This window comes from Clostridiales bacterium (assembly GCA_018333995.1).
Lineage (GTDB): Bacteria > Actinomycetota > Coriobacteriia > Anaerosomatales > SLCP01 > JAGXSG01.
The window spans coordinates 1-3,180 of record JAGXSG010000026.1 but is presented as its reverse complement, the minus strand read 5'-3'; the positions used below and the strand labels follow the sequence as shown (position 1 = coordinate 3,180).

At 64.0% G+C, this 3,180-nt stretch carries 4 protein-coding genes; all 4 read right to left on the bottom strand.

The features are described from left to right. A partial coding sequence (locus KGZ40_07145; GenBank protein MBS3957289.1) for a phosphoribosylaminoimidazolesuccinocarboxamide synthase occupies window positions 1-756 on the bottom strand: 756 nt, incomplete at its 3' end. 45 nt (window positions 757-801) lie between these two features. Next, window positions 802-1,023 carry a hypothetical protein gene (locus KGZ40_07140; protein MBS3957288.1) on the bottom strand — a complete coding sequence of 74 codons (222 nt, stop codon included), beginning with the start codon at window positions 1,021-1,023 and terminating at the stop codon, window positions 802-804. A 46-nt stretch (window positions 1,024-1,069) separates the two neighbouring features. Beyond that, on the bottom strand, window positions 1,070-2,041 hold the full coding sequence (locus tag KGZ40_07135; GenBank protein MBS3957287.1) for a calcium/sodium antiporter: 972 nt from the start codon (window positions 2,039-2,041) through the stop codon (window positions 1,070-1,072). Between the two features lie 79 nt (window positions 2,042-2,120). Further along, window positions 2,121-3,180, bottom strand: a 1,060-nt coding sequence (locus KGZ40_07130) for a HAMP domain-containing protein (GenBank protein MBS3957286.1), incomplete at its 5' end; no start/stop codon positions are given.

Here is a 3,180-nt window from a genome sequence, read left to right as displayed (position 1 = left end):
GAGCCAGTCGCGAACGTACTGCTTATCGAAACTCGCCTGCGTGCGGCCGGGCTCGTACCCGTCCGCTGGCCAAAAACGGCTTGAATCCGGCGTCAGGACCTCATCGACGAGCGTGATCACTCCGTCCACCAACCCAAACTCGAACTTCGTGTCCGCGATGATGATACCGCGAGCCGCAGCGTGTTCACGAGCCGCCGAGTAAAGCTCGAGCGAAAGCCGCCTGATCTCCTCGGCGTACGCATCGCCGATGATCCCCGCCATTCGCTCGAAGCTGATGCTCTCGTCGTGGTTGCCCGTCTGCGCCTTGGTCGAGGGCGTGAAGAGCGGCGCTTCAAGCCTCTCGGACTCGACAAGACCGAAGGGCAGTTCAATCCCGCACACCGCGCCTTCTCGGCGGTACTCATCCCACCCGCCGCCCGCGATGTAGCCGCGCACGATGCACTCGACCGGGAACACCTCGGCCTTCTTCACGAGCATGAAGCGTCCGCGGAGGTGCTCCGCGTATGGCTTGAAGCGCTCGGGGAGGTCGGCGCTATCAGCCGAGATGAGATGGTTGGGCGCAATGCCGCCGAGCTGTTCGAACCAGAAGAGCGTAAGCCGGGTAAGCACCTCGCCCTTATGGGGGACCGCGTCAGGCAGGACGAAATCGAACGCCGATATGCGGTCGGACGCGACGAGCAGAAGCGAATCACCAAGGTCGTAGAGGTCGCGTACCTTGCCCCGGGTGTCAGGCCGGAGCTTGGAGGGGTGCAACACGGGGTGTCGCTCCTTTCGGGGAAGCTGTGACGCGGCGGACTCGGATCAGCCGATTTGCCAGGAGTTGAGCCGCACGGCCGCAAGCAAGCCATGGAGCGCCGCGAGTGCGAGCAACAGCGCCGCAGACCACCGGTGCACCTTCGTGTGCGCCTTGCCCTTGAACTTGATGATGCGCTTGCCCTGAAGCACCTGAAAGACGAGCACACTAAAGGTCACGATCCCGACCGCTCCAACGAGATTGGCGGTGATGGAGTATCCCAGAACCATGTCCGCTCCTCACTACTGATGCTCTCACGAGGATACCAGGCACCAACTACATCGCCCCGGTACCAGCCACCCCCGTGTAGAGAACCGCGACGTATGCGACGTACGAGCCGATCAGCGCCACACCGGCAAGCCTTCCGATACGCCCTCTCCAAAGCAGCAACGGCACCAGCGCCACTGCCGCCGCCAGCATCACCCACACATCAAACGAGACCATACCTGGGGCGACCGCCAGCGAACGGGTCATCGCGGTCACACCAAGAATACCGAGGATGTTGAATATGTTGCTGCCCACCACGTTGCCTACGGCGACTTCGGCGTGACCGCGCGCCGCGGCAACAAGCGAGGTGGCAAGCTCCGGAAGCGACGTGCCCAACGCCACGAGTGTGAGTCCGATGATCGCCTCGGCGACACCAAACGATCGCGCGATCTCGCCGGCGCCAGTCACAAGCATCTGAGAGCCCGCGATGAGAGCGGCAAGCCCAACAACAAGCTCGAGAAGCGCGAGCCACGTGCGCTTCGTCACACCGGAGAACTCCTCGGCCTCAGCGATGTACAGTTCAGCAGCGGGAGTGTCGCCAGACAGCTCTTTCCAGTACGAGTACCACACGAACGTGATGAGCGCGCCCACCATGATGCCGCCGTGCCAGCGCTCTATCACTCCGATCAAGCTCAAGCCGATCAGAACCGCCGTCGCTCCCAACATGACAGTGAGGTCACGCCGTATCGCAGCTGGCTTCATAACGATCGGGGTCACCAACGCCGAGAGCCCGATGATGAACAAGATGTTGGCGATGTTGCTGCCGACCACGTTGCCGACAGACAGATCGACCTGTCCGCGAGCCGCAGCCTCGAGACTCACGACAAGTTCGGGAGCTGACGTGCAAAACGCTACGACCGTCATCCCGATGAGCAGTGGCGAGATGCCGGCTCGTCGCGACAGAGACACCGCACCGCGGACGAGCCACTCACCCCCCGCGAACAAAAGCACGCATCCTCCGAGCGCGAGCAGATATGTCATGGACGGCTGAGTTCCTCTCCGTGGGCATCGATTGACGCTGCATAGCGAACCGGGACAGTGTAGCGCACTGGACGCCGTGTCACGAGAGCGGCAGCCGTATCGTGAACGTCGTACCTCCCTCGGGCCGCCGCAAAGCACCGGCCGTCCCCTTGTGGCGCTCGACAATCTCTTTGACAATCGCGAGCCCGATGCCAAGTCCCCCGGTCGCCCTGTCGCGCGCGGCGTCCGCACGCCAGAAGCGTGAAAACACGCGTTCGACGTTCTCCTCGGCAATGCCGATGCCCGTGTCCGAGACGCTGATGAGCGCCCGATCACCTTCACGAACCAGCTCCACGTCAACACGTCCACCCTCGGGCGTGTAGCGCGCGGCGTTAGAGAGAAGATTGCCCACCGCCTGCGTGATCCGGTCTGCATCTCCGCGCACTACCAGCCCCGTCACGGTGCGCGCCGCGAGCCTCAGGCCGCACGCCTCGATGAACGCCCGATGCGCATCGACGGCGGACCGGATCACGCTCTCAAGCTCCACCGGCTCGCTGCGCATTGATATCGCACCCCGCTCGAGACGGGTGAGCTCGAGAATTCCGTCGGCAAGACGCGCAAGACGCACTGTCTCGTCACGGACCACACCGAGCCGCTCCTCATCAGCGGGCAATACTCCATCCTGCATCGCCTCGACGGTCGCCTGAATAGCCTGGAGCGGAGTGCGCAACTCGTGAGCGACATCGGCGGTCAGGCGGCGCTCCATCTCACGGTCGGCCTCAATCGCATCGGCCATCTCGTCGAAGGTCCTGCCGAGCAGCCCAATCGAGTCGTCCCCGTTTACCCCTGTCCGCGCGTGCCGGTCGCCGCCGCGTGCCGCCTCAGCGGCTTCCGTGATCCGGTCGATCGGGCGCACGAGCCCGATGGCAAAAGCGAACCCCGCGAGCGAAGCGAAAACGACCGCTATCACACCGGCCGTTGTGAGTCCGCCAAGGCTCGCCTGCTGAAAGCGCACGTCCTTCTCGGTGATGAGACCGTCTTCCGAGAGCGGCCACACACGCACCGTGCCCACATACTCGCCCCGCACGATAATCGGCGCGCTCACCACCGGCTCGCGCGGCATCCCGCCAGTCGCCTGCGGAAACGAGACCACGCCCCCC